Annotated in this window: 21 protein-coding genes; 7 read left to right on the top strand and 14 right to left on the bottom strand. The window is 68.2% G+C overall.

The genetic code is table 11. The annotated features are described in order from the left end of the window. From Q5H91_RS15865 to rimP, 5 genes are all read right to left on the bottom strand, one after another. Nucleotides 1-559, bottom strand: a 559-nt coding sequence (locus Q5H91_RS15865) for an IF-2-associated domain-containing protein (protein WP_305174436.1), incomplete at its 3' end; no start/stop codon positions are given. Then, nucleotides 556-1,317 (bottom strand): DUF448 domain-containing protein, encoded by a 762-nt coding sequence (locus Q5H91_RS15860; protein WP_305174435.1) that lies wholly within the window; start codon nt 1,315-1,317, stop codon nt 556-558. The genes Q5H91_RS15865 and Q5H91_RS15860, both read right to left, overlap by 4 nt. Before the next feature lie 138 nt (nt 1,318-1,455). Then, nucleotides 1,456-1,686 (bottom strand): tautomerase family protein, encoded by a 231-nt coding sequence (locus Q5H91_RS15855; protein ID WP_305174432.1) that lies wholly within the window; start codon nt 1,684-1,686, stop codon nt 1,456-1,458. After that, nucleotides 1,686-3,317, bottom strand: a complete 1,632-nt coding sequence (gene nusA / locus Q5H91_RS15850) for a transcription termination factor NusA (RefSeq protein ID WP_305174431.1) — start codon at nt 3,315-3,317, stop codon at nt 1,686-1,688. The genes Q5H91_RS15855 and nusA overlap by 1 nt, the downstream gene beginning before the upstream one ends. Next, nucleotides 3,317-3,883 carry a ribosome maturation protein RimP gene (gene rimP, locus Q5H91_RS15845; RefSeq protein WP_305174430.1) on the bottom strand — a complete coding sequence of 189 codons (567 nt, stop codon included), beginning with the start codon at nt 3,881-3,883 and terminating at the stop codon, nt 3,317-3,319. Before rimP ends, nusA begins: the two co-directional genes overlap by 1 nt. A gap of 191 nt (nt 3,884-4,074) precedes the next feature. Between rimP and Q5H91_RS15840 the strand changes: the two genes are divergently transcribed. Both Q5H91_RS15840 and Q5H91_RS15835 read left to right on the top strand, forming a co-directional pair. Beyond that, the gene (locus Q5H91_RS15840; RefSeq protein WP_305174429.1) at nt 4,075-5,199 is read left to right on the top strand and encodes a PQQ-dependent sugar dehydrogenase; all 1,125 of its coding nucleotides are present in this window, start codon (nt 4,075-4,077) and stop codon (nt 5,197-5,199) included. After that, nucleotides 5,196-6,365, top strand: a complete 1,170-nt coding sequence (locus Q5H91_RS15835; RefSeq protein WP_305174428.1) for a PQQ-dependent sugar dehydrogenase — start codon at nt 5,196-5,198, stop codon at nt 6,363-6,365. Before Q5H91_RS15840 ends, Q5H91_RS15835 begins: the two co-directional genes overlap by 4 nt. A 211-nt stretch (nt 6,366-6,576) precedes the next feature. Here the strand turns inward: Q5H91_RS15835 and Q5H91_RS15830 are convergent, their stop codons facing one another. From Q5H91_RS15830 to Q5H91_RS15800, 7 genes are all read right to left on the bottom strand, one after another. After that, the gene (locus Q5H91_RS15830; protein WP_370655279.1) at nt 6,577-6,978 is read right to left on the bottom strand and encodes a PaaI family thioesterase; all 402 of its coding nucleotides are present in this window, start codon (nt 6,976-6,978) and stop codon (nt 6,577-6,579) included. Next, nucleotides 6,969-7,406 carry a PaaI family thioesterase gene (locus tag Q5H91_RS15825; protein ID WP_305174426.1) on the bottom strand — a complete coding sequence of 146 codons (438 nt, stop codon included), beginning with the start codon at nt 7,404-7,406 and terminating at the stop codon, nt 6,969-6,971. The genes Q5H91_RS15830 and Q5H91_RS15825 overlap by 10 nt, the downstream gene beginning before the upstream one ends. Nucleotides 7,407-7,410: 4 nt before the next feature. Next, nucleotides 7,411-8,532, bottom strand: coding sequence for a serine hydrolase (locus tag Q5H91_RS15820; RefSeq protein ID WP_305174425.1), 1,122 nt, complete (start codon nt 8,530-8,532; stop codon nt 7,411-7,413). A 127-nt stretch (nt 8,533-8,659) separates the two neighbouring features. Then, nucleotides 8,660-10,231, bottom strand: a complete 1,572-nt coding sequence (nadB, locus tag Q5H91_RS15815) for an L-aspartate oxidase (RefSeq protein WP_305174424.1) — start codon at nt 10,229-10,231, stop codon at nt 8,660-8,662. Nucleotides 10,232-10,340: 109 nt separating this feature from the next. Beyond that, a complete protein-coding gene (locus Q5H91_RS15810; RefSeq protein ID WP_305174423.1) occupies nt 10,341-10,742 on the bottom strand; it encodes a response regulator transcription factor in 402 nt (133 codons plus the stop codon). Then, nucleotides 10,739-12,022 (bottom strand): sensor histidine kinase, encoded by a 1,284-nt coding sequence (locus Q5H91_RS15805; RefSeq protein WP_305174422.1) that lies wholly within the window; start codon nt 12,020-12,022, stop codon nt 10,739-10,741. Before Q5H91_RS15805 ends, Q5H91_RS15810 begins: the two co-directional genes overlap by 4 nt. Before the next feature lie 130 nt (nt 12,023-12,152). Continuing rightward, complete coding sequence (locus tag Q5H91_RS15800) at nt 12,153-13,073, bottom strand: ABC transporter ATP-binding protein (RefSeq protein WP_305174421.1); 921 nt, start codon at nt 13,071-13,073, stop codon at nt 12,153-12,155. Nucleotides 13,074-13,130: 57 nt separating this feature from the next. Here Q5H91_RS15800 and Q5H91_RS15795 point away from each other — a divergent pair, with 57 nt between their 5' ends. Further along, complete coding sequence (locus Q5H91_RS15795; RefSeq protein ID WP_305174420.1) at nt 13,131-13,364, top strand: zinc-finger domain-containing protein; 234 nt, start codon at nt 13,131-13,133, stop codon at nt 13,362-13,364. Between the two features lie 169 nt (nt 13,365-13,533). Continuing rightward, nucleotides 13,534-14,958 carry a metalloprotease TldD gene (tldD, locus tag Q5H91_RS15790; RefSeq protein ID WP_305174419.1) on the top strand — a complete coding sequence of 475 codons (1,425 nt, stop codon included), beginning with the start codon at nt 13,534-13,536 and terminating at the stop codon, nt 14,956-14,958. Here the strand turns inward: tldD and Q5H91_RS15785 are convergent. Next, nucleotides 14,955-15,251 (bottom strand): CcdB family protein, encoded by a 297-nt coding sequence (locus Q5H91_RS15785; protein WP_305174418.1) that lies wholly within the window; start codon nt 15,249-15,251, stop codon nt 14,955-14,957. The genes tldD and Q5H91_RS15785 overlap by 4 nt on opposite strands. Beyond that, nucleotides 15,251-15,496, bottom strand: a complete 246-nt coding sequence (locus Q5H91_RS15780; RefSeq protein WP_305174417.1) for a type II toxin-antitoxin system CcdA family antitoxin — start codon at nt 15,494-15,496, stop codon at nt 15,251-15,253. The genes Q5H91_RS15785 and Q5H91_RS15780 overlap by 1 nt, the downstream gene beginning before the upstream one ends. A 46-nt stretch (nt 15,497-15,542) precedes the next feature. Here Q5H91_RS15780 and Q5H91_RS15775 point away from each other — a divergent pair, with 46 nt between their 5' ends. The 3 genes from Q5H91_RS15775 to Q5H91_RS15765 all read left to right on the top strand — a co-directional run bounded on the left by Q5H91_RS15775 (nt 15,543) and on the right by Q5H91_RS15765 (nt 17,648). Continuing rightward, nucleotides 15,543-15,740, top strand: coding sequence for a putative signal transducing protein (locus Q5H91_RS15775; RefSeq protein WP_305174415.1), 198 nt, complete (start codon nt 15,543-15,545; stop codon nt 15,738-15,740). A gap of 134 nt (nt 15,741-15,874) precedes the next feature. After that, entirely contained in the window at nt 15,875-16,213 is a 339-nt protein-coding gene (locus Q5H91_RS15770; protein ID WP_305174413.1) for a P-II family nitrogen regulator, read from the top strand. Nucleotides 16,214-16,229: 16 nt separating this feature from the next. Then, the gene (locus Q5H91_RS15765; protein ID WP_305174412.1) at nt 16,230-17,648 is read left to right on the top strand and encodes an ammonium transporter; all 1,419 of its coding nucleotides are present in this window, start codon (nt 16,230-16,232) and stop codon (nt 17,646-17,648) included. The last annotated feature ends 66 nt before the right edge of the window (nt 17,649-17,714 follow it).

Raw genomic sequence — 17,714 nt, 5'->3', positions numbered from 1 at the left:
AGATGAGTATAAGAGACAGGACCGGCACCGGCCGCTCGACCGGACGGAAACCGCGGCCGGCCGGTGTCGGCACGGTCGGGCTTGGCGCAACCGGCTCGGCAGCCTGCACGGGGGCGGGGGCCGGCTCGGGTTCCGGAACGGGCGGCGGGGGCGGCGGCGCGGCGGCGCGGGCACGCTCCTCCTGCGCCAGGCGCGCACGCTCGGCATCCTCGCGACGGCGCGCGTCTTCCAGCGCGTGCATGCGCTGCTCTTCAGCCTCGCGCAGCATCCGGGCCTGGCGCTCCTGCGGCGTCTCGTTGGAGGGCGCGGGACGCGGGGCGGGGCGGGGCGCTTCCTGCTGGACCGGCGCGGGTGCCGCAACCTCGGGCAGCGGTGCCTCGGCGGCGGGCGCGGCTTCACCAGGGCGGCGGAACGTCCGCGCCTTCTTGGTTTCCACGATCACCGTATTCGAGCGACCGTGGCTGAAGCTCTGCTTGACCTTGCCGGTCTCGACCGTGCGGCGCAGCCCCAACGGTGCGCGCATGCCCAGCTTCGGCTTGTCGTTGTCGGTATCGCTCACTCAAATTCCTCGTGCACAATCGCGGCCGGTGACGCGCCGTCCTCGTCCCTCGCGGGAGCAAAGCCGGGCGCCGATGCGCCTTGCGAGGCCGTTTCGCAAGGGGCCGATTGGGCTTCCGGCGATGTCTGCCGCCGGGCACCCGTCAGGGGTTCAGGTCCGATGAAGTGCAGCCAGCGGTCGAGCGCCTCGCTCACCCGCTTCGCCGCAGCGCGGTCGGTCAGGGCGATGTGTACCACATTCTCCCGCCCCAGCGCCAATGACAATATGGGGCGCGGTACCGGCAGTGCCAAGCCCCTGAGATCGGACCCTTCGCGATCGGCTCCGACCCGCCACGCCTGCGCCAGTTTGCGCATCCCGTCCTCGCCCGCATCGGCGGCGTGATAGAGCGCATGGAGCTGGCCCGAACGCGCCGCCGTCTCGATCTTGTCGGTCCCGGTCAGGAGCAAACCCGAGCGCGCCTCCAGCCCCAGCCGGTCGAGCGCATTGCGCTCGAGTGCCGCCGCGATCAGCGCCGGTAGCTCGGGCGACAGGGTGAAGTCGCCCGTCTTGAACGCACGCGCCAGTGCGCCGCGCAGCCGGCCCTTGGCATAGGCGCCCTCCAGCTCGGTCCGCGTCACACCGATCCACGCGCCGCGGCCGGGCGCCTTGGCGCGGACGTCTGGGAAGATCTGTCCGTCCGGCGACAGCGCGAGTCGCACCAGCTGATGCCGCCCGTCACGGTCGCGGGTCAGGATGCAGGAGCGCACGGGATCGGTCATGCCGCGATCCTCGCCGCCGCGTCATGGCGGGCTGGTCCGGGCATCCACGGCTCCGCAGGCGCCGCGTTCTTAGTCGAACGCGGACAGCTGGATGCCGGGACGAGCCCGGCATGACAGGTGGAGGATGAGCCTAGCGAATCATTGCGAGGGTTCCGCATGTGCGTCCTCCCTCGGCATGGGCGCGTCGCGGTCGGCGATCAGCTGGCCGCCGGCGCCGTAATTCTCGGTATTCACTTCCTCGATCACGATCTGGACGGCGGCCGGGTTCTTGCCCAGCCGCTCGACCAGCGAGCGCGTGACGTCGGCGACGAGGGCCGACTTCTGGTCCTTCGTCGCGGACCCGGCGAGGCGGATGCTGACGAACGGCATCAGGCCTGCTCGTCCTCCGTACCGGCATCCGCCTCCGCGGTGTCTGACTCCTCGGCGGCCGGCTCGTCCTCGAACCAGTGCGCGCGGGCGGCCATGATGATCTCGTTGCCCTGTTCGTCGGACAGCCCGTACTGCGCCAGGATACCGCCCTTCGGCTCAGGCCGCTTGGGCGCGTCGTCGTTGCGGCGGCGCGGTTCGGCGCGTTTCTTCTCGACCAGCTCGTCGGTCGCCAGGTCGGCGAGGTCGTCGAGCGTCTTGATGCCGGCCTTGCCCAGCGTGACCAGCATCGCCTCGGTCAGATAGGGCATTCCGGCGAGCGCATCCTCGACGCCGAGCGCGGTGCGCTCCTCGCGATTGGCCTGCTCGCGACGATCCAGCGCCTCTTGTGCGCGGCTCTGCAGCTCCTGGCCCAGATCCTCGTCAAAGCCCTCGATCGCGGCGATCTCGTCCAGCTCGACATAGGCGACCTCTTCCAGGCTGGTGAAGCCCTCGGCGACCAGCAGCTGGGCCAGCGTCTCGTCGACGTCCAGCTCCTGCTGGAACAGATCGCTGTTGGCGACGAACTCCTTCTGGCGCTTCTCGCTCGCATCCGCCTCGGTCAGGATGTCGATCGCCTTGCCGGTCAGCTGGCTGGCGAGACGGACGTTCTGGCCGCGGCGGCCGATGGCCAGCGACAGCTGGTCGTCGGGCACGACCACCTCGATCCGCTCCTCTTCCTCGTCGATCACGACGCGGCTGACGGATGCCGGCTGCAGCGCGTTGACGACGAAGGTCGCGATGTCGGGCGACCAGGGGATGATGTCGATCTTCTCGCCCTGCATCTCCTGCACGACGGCCTGGACGCGGCTGCCCTTCATGCCGACGCAGGCGCCGACCGGATCGATCGACGAATCGCGGCTGATGACGCCGATCTTGGCGCGCGAACCGGGGTCGCGGGCGGCGGCCTGGATGGTGATGATGCCGTCGTAGATCTCGGGCACTTCCTGCGCGAACAGCTTCTTCATGAAATCGGGATGCGCGCGGCTCAGGAAGATCTGCGGCCCGCGATTCTCGCGCACCACCTTCAGGATCAGCGACCGGATACGGTCGTTGACGCGCACGACCTCGCGCGGGATCTGCGCGTCGCGGCGAATGACGCCCTCTGCACGGCCCAGGTCGACGACGATGTGGCCGAACTCGACGCGCTTGACCACGCCGGTGATGATCTCACCCTGGCGGTCCTTGAACTCTTCATACTGGCGCTCGCGCTCGGCGTCGCGGACCTTCTGGAAGATGACCTGCTTCGATGCCTGTGCCTGGATGCGGCCGAACTCGATCGGCGGCAGCGGGTCGACCAGGAAGTCGCCGATGACCGCACCCGGCTTCAGCTTCTGCGCGTCCTTGACCGACACCTGCTTGTAGAGGTCGTCGACCAGTTCCACCACCTCGACCACGCGCCACAGCCGCAGGTCGCCCGACGTCGCGTCGAGCTTGGCGCGAATGTCCATTTCCTGGCCATAGCGGGTGCGGGCGGCGCGCTGGATCGCGTCTTCCATCGCCTCGATGACGATCGCGCGGTCGATCATCTTCTCGGTCGCGACCGAATTGGCGATCGCGATCAGTTCGGCGCGGTTGGCGGTGGCCGTGGCCATCAGTGGTTATCCTCTTCAAGCGTCTCGTCGGACGTGTCTTCGATCTCTTCGGCCCCTTCGCTGGAAAGGGGCTGGGTGGCGGCGATCAGCCGGTCGGTCATGACCAGCTTGGCATTGTCGATCTGGTCCATGGTCAGCGTGACCGTGCCGTGCTGGCCCATGTCGACGCTGATCCGGTCGCCGTCGACGCCGGCCAGGTCGCCAGTCACCTGCTTGCGCCCGTCGACGGGGGCCTTCAGGCGGATGCGCGCCTCGTGCCCGGCCCAGTCGGCGAAGTCGGCTAGGCGGGTCAGCGGCCGGTCGATCCCGGGCGAGCTGACCTCCAGCCGATACGCATCGGGGATGGGGTCGCGGCCCGCCGCCTCCAGCTCGTCGAGCCGGTCGGAAATGCGGTGCGACAGCGCCGAACAGTCGTCGATCGTCAGCTGGCGCGTGTCCGGCCGCTCGGCCATTACCTGCAGCGTCGGGTCGGACTTGCCGCCGGTCATCTTGACGCGCACCAGCGCGAAGCCGAGCGCCTGCGCCTCGGGCTCGATCAGGGCGGACAGGGCGGCGATATCGACCACGCGAAACTCCGGTGCGACCGCGGGATCGCGGCCATGGGGCGTTGCCGCCGCGGGGCGGGGCCCCGCGACCTCTTCATCTGACGATGTAGAGAAAGCGAAGTCGATATACGTGAGCGGAGCCGATCCGACAAGCCTCGCATCCAAATGGACCGTTTCGGCGTTTTTGTCGGACATGGATCGGGAGTCCTTGAATGAACATGCGCCTGCTCGCTGCCCTGCCGTTCGCCCTCATCGCCTGCTCGGGAAATGCGCCCGCGCCCGGGACCGACACCGCCGGTCCCTTCACCAAGACGGTCGTCGCCGATTTCGATTCGCCCTGGGCAATGACCTTCCTGCCAGACGGGCGGATGCTGGTGACCGAGAAGCAGGGGGCGATGCTGCTGGTGTCGCAGGACGGCAAACAGCGCCAGACGGTGGCGACGATCACGGTCGATTCGGCCGGGCAGGGCGCGCTGATGGACGTCGTCCTCGCGCCCGACTTTGCGACCAGCCAGCGCGTGTATTTCAGCTATTCGGCGGCGGGTGAGGGCGGCAAGGGCGTGGTGCTGGCGCGCGGTCGCCTGCGCCCCGACGGTGCCGGCGGTGAGCGGCTGGGCGAGATCGAGGCGCTGTTCCGCGCGAGCCCGCTGGTCGAGGGCGACGGCCATTATTCCGGCCGCATCGCCTTCTCGCCCGACGGCCGCTACCTGTTCTTCACCGCCGGCGAGCGGCAGAAGTTCACGCCCGCGCAGGATCCCAAGGCGACACTGGGCAAGGTGCTGCGCCTGACGTTGGACGGCAAGCCCGCCCCCGGCAACCCGCTGGCGGCGAAGGGCTTCGCGCCCGAGGTCTGGAGCTACGGCCATCGCAACCTGCTCGGCCTCGCCTTCGATGCGAAGGGTAATCTGTGGGAGCAGGAAATGGGGCCCAAGGGCGGGGATGAGGTCAACCTGATCCTGCCCGGCCGCAACTATGGCTGGCCCAACGCCTCGAACGGCTCGCATTACGATGGCCGGGACATTCCCGACCACCGGCCGGGCGACGGGTACGAGGCGCCTAAAGTCTGGTGGAACCCGGTGATCTCGCCGGGCGGACTGATGATCTACTCGGGCAAGCTGTTCCCGCAGTGGCGCGGCGACGCCTTTATCGGCGGCCTGTCGAGTCAGGCGCTGGTCCGTGTCCACCTGAACGGTACCGAGGCGACGAAGGGCGACCAGTGGCCGATGGGCGCCCGCATCCGCGAGGTGGAGCAGGGCCCGGACGGCGCGATCTGGCTGCTGGAGGATGGTGGCAAGGACTCGGGCGGCCGCCTCCTCAAGCTGACGCCACGGTCGTGAGCCCGCGGCGCCGGTCTTGGCTGACCGCACTTTGGCTACCGCTGCTGGCGGTCGGCTGCGGCGACGATGGTGGCGGGTCGGGCCTGTCGCCCGTGCCCGCGCCTACCCCGTCACCGACCGCGTCCCCGACGCCAACTCCCGCCACGACGACAGCGGTCAGCCGCACCAACGTCGCGACGATGGACAATGGCTGGGCGATGACCTTCCTGCCCGACGGTCGCCTGCTGGTGACCGAGCGGCCCGGCCGGCTGCGGCTGGTGACGACCGGCGGCGTGGTGACGACGGTCAGCGGCACGCCGGCGGTGAACGCGGCGGGGCAGGGCGGGCTGCTCGACGTCGCGCTCGATCCCGATTTCGCCAGCAACCGCTACGTCTATCTCAGCTTCGCGGAGAGCGGCAGCGGCGGCGCAGGGCTGGCGGTCGCGCGCGGCACGCTGGCGGCGGATGCCGCCTCGCTGGGCGACGTGCGCGTGGTGTGGCGGCAGGTGCCCAAGATCGGCAATGAAGACCGTCATTATGGCGGGCGCATGGCGTTCGCCGGCGACGGGACGCTCTACGTCACCGCCGGCGAGCGCCACCAGGGCGCGCCGGCACAGGACCTGACGGTGACGCTCGGCAAGATCATCCGCATCAATCGCGACGGCACGATCCCGTCCGACAATCCGTTCGTCGGCACTACCGGCGCGCGGACCGAGATCTGGTCGCTCGGCCACCGCAACCCCTATGGCCTGGTCTTCGCCGCCGACGGTCGCCTGTTCGAAAGCGAGATGGGGCCAGAGGGCGGCGACGAGTTCAACCTCATCACCCGCGGTGCCAATTACGGATGGCGCACCGTGTCGGAGGGGAATGACGGCGAGGTGTTGCCCCGCCACGCGACCCGGCCCGAGTTCGTCGCGCCGCTGGTCAGTTGGACCCCGGTGATCGCGCCGGGCGGCATGATCCAGTATCGCGGCACCCGCTTCGTCGGCTGGGACGGCGATTTCATCCTGGCGGGCCTGACCGCGCAGGGGCTGGTCCGCGTCCGCGTGACGGGCAGTACCGCCGCCGAGGCCGCGCGCGTGCCGCTCGGCACCCGTATCCGCGAGGTGGAGCAGGGGCCGGACGGCGCGATCTGGGTGCTGGAGGACGGCGCCAACGGGCGGCTGGTGCGGCTCGATCCGGCTTAGAAGGTGAAGGTGCGAAGAAGGTTTGAAGTTCAGGCGGAGGCGCGGAGACGCGGAGGTGTTGCGCCCAGCCGAGCGGCAGCTTTTCATCTTCGGCTAATGGGGATGAAGGTGCGCTGCCGCGCACGAGACACCTCCGCGTCTCCGCGCCTCCGCGTGAACAAACACTTCTTCGCGTCTTAGCGTCTTCGCGCGAATAATCGTCCGGCGCCGATCAAGCGCCGCGCTCGATCAGGAAGTTCACCCGCGCCGTCGCGATGGGCCGGTCGCGGTCGTCCTGCCATGCCACCGCCTCGACATTGGCGATGCGGGTGCCCAGCCGGGTGACGGTGCCCGCCGCCAGCGTCGGCCGCTCGCGCCCGCCGCGCTGATAGTCGACCGTGATCGTGATCGGCTTGATCCGGGCACTTCCCTCCGCTGCCAGCGCGTGGCGCAGCGCGGCGATCGCCGCCGCCTCGAGCAGCCCGGCGATTGCGCCGCCATGGAGGAAGCCAGGCCGTCCCAGCACCGCGTCGGCGAACGGCATCGCCAGCCGCGGCGCACCGTCCTCGCCCCGCTCCAGCGTCGCGCCGAGCAGCCGGACATAGGGCGGCAGGTCGCCCTCGCTCACGTCCAGTCGTCCATCAGCATGAACGTGCCGGCGACATGCGCGACCGGATCGGCCGGGTCGCCGTCATGCGCCTGCCCGCGCACGAACGCGACCGAGCGGGTCAGGCGGTAGCAGTCGCCGCGCCCGACCACCGTGCGCCCCGGCACCGCCGCGCGCAGATAATCGATGCGCAGGTCGAGCGTCGCGTGCGGGCTGAACCGGCCGCGCCGGCTCCACACAGCCATGCTCGTCGCCATGTCCATCAGCGTGACGATCGGGCCGGACGCGATCACGCCGCTATCCGGATCGCCGACCAGATCGGCGGCATAGGGCAGGGCAAGCTCGACCCAGCACGCGTCCGGCGCGGGTCCATGATCGTGATAGACGATGCCCAGCCGCCCGCCATGGCCCGACCGCAGCGCCGCGGCGAAGCGGCGGACGTCGAATCCGCTCACCCGCTTAATTGGCCAGGGTGAAGCCGGCACCCGGCGCGCTGGTCGAATAGTCGGCGACCGCGGCGGCCGCGGCCTGGATCAGCTGCTGCCGCTCGCGGATCGGGCGGCGGGTATCGCCGATCATCACCGCCAACGCGTAGCGGCGGCCGTCCGGCGCGGTCAGCAGGCCGACATCGTTGAAGCCGGCGTTGCGCACGCCCAGGTCCTGCCCGGTGCCCGTCTTGTGCGCGAGGCTCCACCCTGCGGGCAGGGCGGCGCGCAGGCGCGCATGGCCGGTGCGCGACGCTGCCATCGTGTCGAGCAGGATGCGCGTCGACGTCTCCGACAGCAGCTCGCCGCGCGCCAGCCGGGCGAGCGCGTCGGCGATCGCCAGCGGCGCGGCACCGTCCGGCGGATCGGCGACGTAGCGGTCGAGCGCCGCGGTCCGCGCCTCTGCCGACAGCCGCGACCGCGCAATCTGGAAGCCGTTGCCGATCGCATAGGCGGGTTGCCAGACGAGGCCGGCGGTGCCCGCCTGCAACTGCCGCTCGCCGGGGCCGAAGCGGATGTCGCCCAGGCGCTTCGCCGCGATCATCCGCCGCACCGCCTCCGGCCCGCCGACATAGGTCAGCAGCCGGTCGTTGGCGGTATTGTCGCTCTGGGTCAGCGCGCGGGTCAGCAGCCCGCCGACCGTGGTCTGGAACCCCGCACCCTTCACCAGATAGGCGATCGGCTGGTGAAAGAGGGTCAGGTCCTCCTGCCGCACCGTGATCGGGTCGTCGAGCCGCGCGCGGCCCTGATCGCGCAGGTCGAGCAGGGTGATCGCCACCCACAGCTTCGACACCGATTGCTGGGGCAGGCGCTGGCGCCCGCCGGCCTCGACGGTCCAGCCTTCGTCCACCGCGCGTACCGCGATGCCCATGCGCCCGTCGAAATTGCGGGCGAGCTGTTCGATATTCGCCTGCAGCCGGCGCGGGACATTGGCGGTGGGACGCGGCGCGGGCGGCGGGATCGCGATCGACACCGCGACCTGCTCCTCGCGTTGCGGCGCCTGGCTGGTGGCGACGGGGCGCGACGGCGCACCGCACGAACCCAGCGCCATCGCGATCAGGAAGCCGAAGGCCGCAGCCTGTGGAAAACGCATCATTTCACCCGCACTCGGATGGAACCATATCGGCACGCGGCGAGGGGGAAACAACCGATTGGCTCTGCTGCGGCCAAACGACGCGATGGCGCGGCGAGGCGAGTCGCGCCGGGATGACACGGGGGGCAGGTTACGGAACCAGCACCGTATCCACCGCCTCGGGCAGCAGTTCGGGATAATCCAGCGTATAGTGCAGCCCCCGGCTCTCCTTGCGATGCAGCGCCGACCGCACGATCAGGTCGGCGGTCTGGAGCAGGTTGCGCAGCTCGATCAGGTCGGGCGTGACGCGGAAATGGCCGTAATAGTCGGTGACCTCATCGGTCATCAGGCGGATGCGGCTGGCGGCGCGTTGCAGCCGCTTTGTGGTGCGGACGATGCCGACATAGTTCCACATGAAGCGGCGGATCTCGGTCCAGTTCTGTTTGATGACCACCTCCTCGTCGGAATCGGTCACCCGGCTGTCGTCCCAGGCGCGGATCGGCGGTGGGGCGGGCAATTCGTCCCAGCAGCCCGCGATATGCGCCGCCGCCGCCTCGCCGAAGACGAAGCATTCGAGGAGCGAGTTGGACGCCAGCCGGTTGGCGCCGTGCAGCCCCGACTGGGTGCACTCGCCCGCCGCGTACAGGCCGGGCAGGTCGGTGCGCCCGTCGCGGTCCACCACGATGCCGCCACAGGTATAATGCTGCGCCGGCACCACCGGGATCGGCTGCGTCGTCATGTCGATGCCGAGGCCGAGCAGCTTGTCGTGGATGTTGGGGAAATGCGCGCGGACGAAGTCGGCGGGCTGGTGGCTGATGTCGAGATGGACGTAATCGAGGCCATAGCGCTTGATCTCCGCGTCGATCGCGCGCGCCACCACGTCGCGCGGCGCCAGCTCTGCCCGCGGATCGAGATCGGGCATGAAGCGGTGGCCGGTATTGGGGTTCTTCAGCTGCCCGCCCTCGCCGCGTACCGCCTCGGTAATCAGGAAGTTCTTGACCTCCAGATTGTAGAGGCAGGTCGGGTGGAACTGCATGAATTCCATGTTGGACACGCGGGCGCCGGCCCGCCACGCCATCGCGATGCCATCCCCCGTCGCGCCGCGCGGCGCGGTCGAGAACAGATAGGTGCGTCCCGCCCCGCCGGTCGCCAGGATCGTCGCCCGCGCGGTATGGACGGCGACCTTGCCGGTGCGCCGGTCGAGCGCGTAGACGCCCCAGACCCGGCCCGCGCCCGAGTAGCGCTCCTCGTGCCGGCCAGTCGCCAGGTCGATCGCGACCTGATCCGGCACCAGCGTGATGTTGGGATGCGCCTCTGCCGCGCGTTGCAGCGCCTCCTGCACCGCCCAGCCGGTCGCGTCGGCGACATGCACGATGCGGCGGTGCGAATGCCCGCCCTCGCGCGTCAGGTGGAGCGCACCGTCCTCTTCGGCGAAAGGAACGCCCAGCGCACGCAGCCGCTCGATCGCCGCCGGTGCCCGCTCGACCACGAACTCGACGATGGCGCGATCGTTCAGCCCGGCGCCGGCGATCATCGTGTCGTCGATGTGACTGTCGAACGTGTCGCCCGGCTCCAGCACCGCCGCGATCCCGCCCTGCGCCCAGGCGGTCGACCCCTCGTTCAGCGCGCCCTTGGCCAGCACGGTGACCCGGAACCGCTCCGCTAGATTGAGCGCCGCCGTGAGGCCGGCAGCGCCCGACCCGATGATGAGGATGTCGCTCATGCGCGAGCCGCGGCGGGGGAATGAACGCGAGTCATCCCCCCGCTGTGCCATAAAGGCGAGGGGGGAGACAGGGGGTGACGGACAGGGAAGGGAAGCCCTGGGGCTCCCGTCAGAACGCCCGGCCGGTACGGCGGTCGTTCTCGATATGCAGGATGCTGCCCTCGATCTTGGCGAGCAGCAGGTCCAGGTCGATCGGCTTGGTCAGGTAATCGGCCGCGCCTGCACGCAGGCTCATGATGACATTGTCCTTGTCGGTCAGTGCGGTCAGGAAGATGAAGGGGATGTTGCTCAGCTCGATGTGATTCATCTGGATCTCGGCCAGCAGCTGGTGACCGTCCATCTCGGGCATGGTGATGTCGCAGATGACGATGTCGGGCCAGTTGTGGAGGATCATCTCCAACCCCTCGCGCCCGTTCGCTGCCTCCAGCGTCGTGAAGCCGGCATCTTCCAGCTCCTCGACGATGAACTTGCGGATATCGGGTTCGTCTTCGATGCAAAGGATCTTAATCATCCGATGGGCCTTGTCGTAGAAAGAGTTGCAGTCATTGATGCCGAATGATCCATCCGGTCGATGGAAAGCAGGTCGGTCACGTCGTTGTCTGCCGGCGCGGTGCAGGGCAGCGACACGGTGAAGGTGGAGCCGTGGCCCGGCTTGCTGACCAGTGCGATGCTACCCTGGTGCATATCGACGATCTGTCGCGCCAGGTGCAGGCCGATGCCGGTACCGGCTATTCCGGTCGAGGTGCGCGCCCGGAAATAGCGGTCGAACATCTGCGGGATATCCTCCTCGTCGATGCCGATCCCCTGATCGCGGACCGCGACATGAACGGTATGGCCCGTCTGCCACGCCCGGATGTCGATGTCGGGTTTGCCGCGTGAATATTTGACCGCGTTGGACAGCAGGTTGGTGAAGACCTGCTGCAACGCCGACTCGTCGGCCTCGATCGTCGTGCCCAGCTCGTCCAGGTCGAGGTGGAAGCGATGGGTGGGCGAGATGCTGGCCTGCCGCTCGCAGCAGCGGCGCAGCATCGCGGCGAGATCCGTCGGTGCGTAGACCAGCCGGCCCTTGCCCGCGTCGTGGCGGCCGACCTCGAGGATGCTCTCCATCAGGTCGATGATGCGGGCGACGGACGAGCGGATCTGCTCCGCCTTCTCGCCGACGAACAGCGCGTCGCCGCGGTCGCGGTGCCGCAGCAGCCGCTGTGCGGCTCCGTCGATGATGGTCAGGGGGGTGCGGAACTCGTGCGAGGCCATGGCCACGAACTGGCGCTGCTCACGATTGGTCTCACGCTCCTGCAGCAGCAGCCGCTCCAGCACCTCGGCCTGGCGCCAGACCAGCTCCGTACGCTCGCGCACCTTGGCCTCCAGCGTGTCGTTGGCGCGGGCCAGCTCGTCGGTCACGCGGACCTTCTCGGTCACGTCCTGGTGCGTGGCGACATAGGCGTGACCGTCCATCGGCGAGTGGCTGATCTTGACCACCCGGCCATCGGCCAGGACGATATTTTGCACGGCCGGGCGATGCTGGCTCTCCGCCTCCGCCACCACCGCGAAATAGCAGTCCAGCTCTGCCGGAGCGCAGCCATGGGCGATGCAGTGCGCCATGATGTCGTCGTGCGGCGTCCCCTCGCGGGTCAGCTCGGGGGGCAGGTCGTACATCCGCGCATAGGCGGTGTTGCACAGGATCAGCCGACCGCGATCATCGAACATGCACAGCCCGTGCACGATGTTCGACAGCGCGGCATTGAACAGACGGTTCTGCTGCTCCAGCCGCTCCTTCCAATGCTTCGACATCCGGCGATCCTTGCCCTGTTTCCAAGGACATGGAATTAATCGCCAAATACTAATCCAGCATTTAGCATTTGGCCGGCATTGGTAGGAAGCGGAGCGTTAATACGGACAATGTCGTCGCTGGCGCGGTTATTTATGGTGTTCCACGCGTCAGGCTGAGGAAGACGTCCTCCAGATCGGCTTCGCGCGTGGTCACGTCGACGATGCCGAGGCCCCCGGCTGTCACCGCCGCCAGCACCTCGCCCGCGTTCACCCGATCCTTGGAATAGGTGATCTCCAGCACCCGCTCGCCTTTCAGGACGATCTTCTCGAAACAGGGGGCCGTCGGTGCTGCCGTCAGGTCGCGGTCGACGGTGACCGCCACGACCTTTTCCTGCGCGCGGCCCACCAGGTCGCGGGTCGGTTCGTCGGCCACGACGCGGCCGTGATTGATGATCGCGATGCGGTCGCACAGCTGCTCGGCCTCCTCGAGATAATGGGTGGTCAGCACCACCGTCACCCCGCGCTGGTTGAGGGTGCGGACATAGTCCCACAGCTGCTGGCGCAGCTGGATGTCGACACCCGCGGTCGGCTCGTCGAGCACCAGGACGGGGGGCGCGTGAACCATCGCCTTGGCCACCATCAGCCGCCGCTTCATGCCGCCCGACAGGGTGCGGGCATAGGCATGGGCCTTGTCCTCCAGATGGACGGCGCGCAGCAGTTCCATGCTGCGCCGCTGCGCCTTGGGCACGCCGTAGAGGCCGGCCTGGATCTCCAGCGTCTCGATCGGCGTGAAGAACGGGTCGAACAGGATTTCCTGGTTGACGATGCCGATCGACGCCTTGGCGTTGCGCGGGTGCGCATCGATGTCGAACCCCCAGATCGACGCCGACCCCTCGGTCTTGTTCACCAGCCCGGCCAGGATGTTGATGAGCGTCGACTTGCCCGCGCCATTGGGGCCGAGCAGCCCGAAGATCTGGCCGCGCGGCACCGTCAGGTTGACGCCGTCGAGCGCGCGTTTGCCGCCCGCATAGGTCTTGCACAGGCCGGTGATGGAGATGGCAGCTTCGGTCATGCGCCGTGCGATAGGCTGCGGCTTGCCTCGCCACAATCCTGCTTGCTATCTGGGGGCATGCATCCGCCGCTCGAAATCACCCGCGTCAGCCAATCCCGTGTCGCCTGCGACGGCGCCGCCGACATCCCCGGCGGCGCGGCGCTCGGCCATCCGCGCGTGTGGCTGCAGATCGACGAGCATGGTTATGTCGACTGCGGCTATTGCGACCGGCGTTTCGTGCTGATCGGCGGCCCGGCCGACGGCAAGGATCAGGCACAGCTACCAGACATCAGCGAAGGCGCGAGCCTCTAGGCCCAACATTCGAAAACGGGCCGCCGATCGGCCGACGGCAGGGCATCAGCCCAGCCGTTCGACGTCACGGCTTTGCCGTGACGCCACCCCACTCTACCCAAGTCATGCTGGCCTGTTCCAGCATGACGATGCGGGTGACGCGACGGGTTTGCCCCCCTATATCCACGGCATGACCTATCAGGACCCCCGCGCCTTCCTCTACCGCGAACTGACGCCCGAGCGGGCGCAGGCGCTCACCAGCGACGCGCTCGGCCGCGCCGATGACGGCGAGCTGTTCCTGCAATATCGCCGGACCGAGGCGTTCGGCTTCGACGACGGTCGGCTGAAGACCGCCAGCTACGACACCAATGCCGGCTTCGGCCTGCGCGCCGTGTCGGGCGAGACGACCGCGTTCGCCCATGCCAGCGAACTGACCGAGGCGGCGATCCGGCGTGCCGCACAGACCATGACGCTGATCGATCCGTCGACGGCGACCCGCGCGCCGGCGCCGCAGGGCACCAATGCGCGGCTCTATACCGACACCGATCCGCTCGACCTGATCCCCTTCGCCGAGAAGGTGAACCTGTGCCAGACGATCGATGCCGCCGCCCGCGCGCGCGACCCGCGCGTGGCGCAGGTGTCGGTCGGGCTGTCGGGATCGTGGAGCGTGGTCGAGATCGTCCGGTCCGACGGCTTCGTCGCCACCGACGTCCGCCCGCTGGTGCGTCTGAACATCCAGATCGTTGTGGAGCAGAACGGCCGGCGCGAGACGGGCACCTTCGGGATCGGCGGCCGCTATCTCTACGCACGCCTGTTCGAGGAGGCGACGTGGCGGCGCGGGATCGAGGAGGCGTTGCAGCAGGCGCTGGTCAATCTCGACTCGGTGCCGGCCCCCGCCGGCGAGATGACGGTGCTGGTCGGTCCCGGCTGGCCCGGCGTGCTGCTGCACGAGGCGATCGGCCATGGGCTGGAGGGTGATTTCAACCGCAAGGGCACGTCCGCCTTCTCCGGCCGGATCGGCGAGCGGGTGGCGGCCCCCGGCATCACCATCGTCGACGACGGCTCGCTGCCCGATCGGCGCGGCTCGCTGACCATCGATGACGAGGGCACGCCCACGCGCGAGACGGTGCTGATCGAGGACGGCATCCTGAAGGGCTATATGCAGGATCGGCTCAACGCCCGGCTGATGGGCATGGCCGCGACCGGCAATGGCCGGCGCGAGAGCTATGCCCATGCGCCGATGCCGCGGATGACCAACACCTTCATGAAGGCGGGCAACGACGATCCCGCCGAACTGCTGTCGCGGGTGAAGCGCGGCATCTTCGCCAAGAGCTTCGGCGGCGGTCAGGTCGACATCGTCTCGGGCAAGTTCGTCTTCAGCTGCACCGAGGCGTACATGGTCGAGGACGGCCGCATCGGCGCCCCGATCAAGGGCGCGACGCTGATCGGCGACGGACCGACCGTGCTGACCCGCGTGACCGGCATCGGCAACGACTTCGCGCTCGACGAGGGCATCGGCGTCTGCGGCAAGGGCGGTCAGGGCGTCCCCGCCGGCGTCGGCCAGCCGACGCTGCTGGTCGAGGGGCTGACGGTGGGCGGGACGGCGGCGGGTTAGACGCCGGTCATCAACACGTCGAATGCGCCAATGATATCGAACCGGTACGCCGCCAGGCTCGTTACCCGTGTCCGAAATTCACTGGCATTGATGGCGCCGGCAAATTGCGTGATCATCATATACTGCTCGCCATCGATGTCGAAGATCGGGTTGAGCCGCACCTGCCGCGGAGGTGATCGGTCCATTGGGGTCAACGGTGCGGCCAATCGCGTCTTCAAATGGCCGAAAGCCTCCGACTGACAATCGATCAGCAGATCGTTGTCGCGGGTGCGATACACATCGAATTGCGCCATCAGAACAGCCGGTACTTCTCCAGCGGAAGCCCGTTCTCCTCGACCCAGCGATTAACCGCATCGGCCCAGTCGCGGTTATCCTCTCGCCACTTTCGGTCGCGCTCGGCCTTCGCGGAGTCACGCAGCGCCGCTTCGCAAGCCTGAGAAAGGTTGATGCCGGCCTCGCGGGCAGCGGCGACGATGCCGGTGTCAATCGATAGATTCACAGGCTTGCGCTTGCCTGACATGATCGGATCATGCTTCATGCGCGCAAGGTATGCGCATGGACGTTGTGCGTCAACGGAGTTTCAGATGAGCCTCGTCGAACTCGGCCGCTACGACCGCAACCTCGCCAACATCCTTGTCGGGCGTCTCGATGCCGAGGGGATCGACGCGGTCACCTTCGACGGTGGGGCCAGCATCGCCGATGGCAGCTGGCTGCTGATCCCGGTGCGGGTAATGGTCGATGAGGACGACCTGTCCGCTGCACAGGCGATCGTCGCTGCCTGAAAAAACGGCAGTGTAACGAAACTGCCCAATATCTCCGCCGTCCCGCGGCGGCATTCGCTTCCTCCGCCCCCCGCCACCGGCTGGCACGCCTTTTGCGATGCAGCATGGCGGACACATCCGACAAAGGGGGCGGGATGAAACTGGTCATTGCAGTCATCAAGCCGTTCAAGCTCGACGAGGTGAGGGAAGCCCTCACCACCTTGGGCGTGGCGGGCATGACGGTCACCGAGGTGAAGGGGTTCGGCCGGCAGAAGGGCCAGACCGAGATCTATCGCGGGGCCGAGTACAGCACCAACATGGTGCCCAAGATCAAGATCGAGGTGGTCTGTGCCGTCGGCCTTGCCGACCGGGTGGTCGAGGTCATCCAGCAGTCCGCCAACACCGGCGCGATAGGCGACGGCAAGATCTTCGTGCTCGACGTCGGCCAGGCGGTGCGCATCCGCACCGGTGAAACCGACGATGCGGCGCTCTGACATGGAAGGGGGGGTCATGAAACCGATGAAGATCGCCGGAACGCTTGCCCTCGGCGCGGCGGCGCTCGCCGCCATGCCTGCACTAGCCCAGGGTACCGCCGCGCCGGTCGTGCCGACGGCGGCGATGGTCAACAAGGGCGACGTCGCCTGGATGCTGGTGTCGACCGCCTTCGTCCTCCTGATGTCCGTGCCCGGCCTGGCATTGTTCTATGGCGGCCTGGTGCGCGCCAAGAACATGCTGTCGGTGCTGATGCAGGTGCTGACCATCGTCTGCGTCGCCTCGCTGGTCTGGGTCAGCTGGGGCTATTCGATGGCGTTCACCAATGGCGGGGCGCTGAACAGCTTCGTCGGCGGCTTCTCCAAGGTCGGGCTGGCCGGCGTCGATGCCAGCACCTTCGCGGCCACCTTCTCGAACGGCGTGTACCTGCCCGAGCTGGTGTTCGTGATCTTCCAGATGACCTTTGCCTGCATCACGCCCGCGCTGATCGTCGGCGCGTTCGCGGAGCGGGTGAAGTTCACGCCGCTGATCGTCTTCACCGTGATCTGGCTGACGATCGTCTATTTTCCGATGGCGCACATGGTCTGGTACTGGCCCGGCCCGGATTTCCAGGCCGGCGCGCAGGGCGACCATGGCCTGCTCTGGGGCTGGGGCGCGCTCGACTTCGCCGGTGGCACCGTCGTCCATATCAATGCCGGAATCGCCGGGCTGATGGGCTGCCTCGTGATCGGCAAGCGCCGTGGCTACAAGGCAGAGCCGATGCCGCCCCACTCGCTGGTGATGACGATGATCGGTGCCAGCCTGTTGTGGATCGGCTGGTTCGGCTTCAACGCGGGTTCCAACCTCGAGGCGAACGCCGTCACCGCCGTCGCCTTCATCAACACCTTCACCGCGACCGCGGCAGCGGGAATGACCTGGGCGGTGATCGAGCAGATCGTCCACAAGAAGCCCTCGCTCCTCGGCGGCGCGTCGGGCGTGGTTGCCGGCCTGGTCGCGATCACCCCGGCGGCGGGCTTCGCCCATCCGATGACCTCGATCGTGCTGGGCATCGTGGCGAGCATCGTCTGCTTCTTCTTCGTCACCACGGTGAAGAACAAGCTGGGCTATGACGACAGCCTCGACGTGTTCGGCGTCCACTGCGTCGGCGGCATCGTCGGCGCGATCGGCACCGCCATCGTCGCGGCGCCGGCGCTCGGCGGCCAGGGCGTGTTCGACTACAACGTCCTGCCCGCGGCGTTCGACCCGGCGACCTACAGCATCCCCGCCCAGCTCTGGATCCAGGTCAAGGCGGTCGCCTTCACCCTGATCTGGTCGGGCGCCATCTCCTACGTCCTGTTCCTCGCGATCGACAAGACCATGGGTCTGCGTCCGACTGCCGAGGTCGAGGCCGAGGGGCTCGACATCGCCGAGCACGGCGAGCGGGCCTACAACATGTGACCAGTTCGGGGGCGGCCGATCGAAGCCGCCCCCCACCGACGTTCCTCCTGCGGACATCCTAAGCCC

The sequence above is a fragment of the Sphingomonas aurea genome (genome assembly GCF_030678875.1).
GTDB lineage: Bacteria > Pseudomonadota > Alphaproteobacteria > Sphingomonadales > Sphingomonadaceae > Sphingomonas > Sphingomonas aurea.
The sequence above is the reverse complement of the archived record's forward strand: the minus strand, read 5'-3'. Positions and strand labels throughout refer to the sequence as shown.

Bases quoted from the DNA above. Each gene is read 5' to 3' on its own strand.
- tldD (WP_305174419.1), top strand. From the start codon at position 13,534: ATGACCTATCAGGACCCCCGCGCCTTCCTCTACCGCGAACTGACGCCC.
- Q5H91_RS15820 (WP_305174425.1), bottom strand. From the start codon at position 8,532: ATGATGCGTTTTCCACAGGCTGCGGCCTTCGGCTTCCTGATCGCGATG.
- Q5H91_RS15780 (WP_305174417.1), bottom strand. From the start codon at position 15,496: ATGAAGCATGATCCGATCATGTCAGGCAAGCGCAAGCCTGTGAATCTA.
- Q5H91_RS15765 (WP_305174412.1), top strand. From the start codon at position 16,230: ATGAAACCGATGAAGATCGCCGGAACGCTTGCCCTCGGCGCGGCGGCG.
- Q5H91_RS15795 (WP_305174420.1), top strand. From the start codon at position 13,131: ATGCATCCGCCGCTCGAAATCACCCGCGTCAGCCAATCCCGTGTCGCC.
- Q5H91_RS15855 (WP_305174432.1), bottom strand. From the start codon at position 1,686: ATGCCGTTCGTCAGCATCCGCCTCGCCGGGTCCGCGACGAAGGACCAG.
- Q5H91_RS15860 (WP_305174435.1), bottom strand. From the start codon at position 1,317: ATGACCGATCCCGTGCGCTCCTGCATCCTGACCCGCGACCGTGACGGG.
- Q5H91_RS15810 (WP_305174423.1), bottom strand. From the start codon at position 10,742: ATGATTAAGATCCTTTGCATCGAAGACGAACCCGATATCCGCAAGTTC.
- Q5H91_RS15805 (WP_305174422.1), bottom strand. From the start codon at position 12,022: ATGTCGAAGCATTGGAAGGAGCGGCTGGAGCAGCAGAACCGTCTGTTC.
- nusA (WP_305174431.1), bottom strand. From the start codon at position 3,317: ATGGCCACGGCCACCGCCAACCGCGCCGAACTGATCGCGATCGCCAAT.
- Q5H91_RS15800 (WP_305174421.1), bottom strand. From the start codon at position 13,073: ATGACCGAAGCTGCCATCTCCATCACCGGCCTGTGCAAGACCTATGCG.
- Q5H91_RS15840 (WP_305174429.1), top strand. From the start codon at position 4,075: ATGAACATGCGCCTGCTCGCTGCCCTGCCGTTCGCCCTCATCGCCTGC.
- Q5H91_RS15775 (WP_305174415.1), top strand. From the start codon at position 15,543: ATGAGCCTCGTCGAACTCGGCCGCTACGACCGCAACCTCGCCAACATC.
- Q5H91_RS15785 (WP_305174418.1), bottom strand. From the start codon at position 15,251: ATGGCGCAATTCGATGTGTATCGCACCCGCGACAACGATCTGCTGATC.
- nadB (WP_305174424.1), bottom strand. From the start codon at position 10,231: ATGAGCGACATCCTCATCATCGGGTCGGGCGCTGCCGGCCTCACGGCG.
- Q5H91_RS15770 (WP_305174413.1), top strand. From the start codon at position 15,875: ATGAAACTGGTCATTGCAGTCATCAAGCCGTTCAAGCTCGACGAGGTG.